The following is a 318-nucleotide window of genomic DNA, read 5'->3' as shown; positions in this document are numbered from 1 at the left end:
CCCCGCGTCGTCATAGACGACGAATTGTGAGCCGCGCCCCGCTTGGGGACCTTGCGCGATCGCCTGCTTCATCTGCTCCAGCGTGTCTTGCGGGATGCTTTGATCCTGCCGCCCATAGAGGCCAAGCACCGGCGCGTGCAGGTCCGCCACCCGGTCGAGCGGATTAGCCGGCGTCATCGCGCTCTTGTCGCCCGTCACGCGGCCGTACCAGGCGACGCCCGCCTTCAGCTTCGGGTTGTGCTCGGCGTACAGCCACGCAATCCGCCCGCCCCAGCAGAACCCGTTCACGCCAACCCGATTCAGATCGCCGCCATGCTC

The 318-nt window shown here is 67.3% G+C and carries 1 protein-coding gene; it reads right to left on the bottom strand.

The genetic code is table 11. The features are described 5' to 3' along the window. Positions 1-318 (bottom strand): dienelactone hydrolase family protein (locus SB771_RS33895; RefSeq protein WP_410721903.1); only part of this gene is annotated, 318 nt, incomplete at both ends.

Origin of the sequence: Burkholderia sp. SIMBA_051 (assembly GCF_046534915.1) — a bacterium.
GTDB classification, from domain to species: domain Bacteria; phylum Pseudomonadota; class Gammaproteobacteria; order Burkholderiales; family Burkholderiaceae; genus Burkholderia; species Burkholderia ambifaria.
This window is presented reverse-complemented; position numbering and strand designations above follow the sequence as displayed.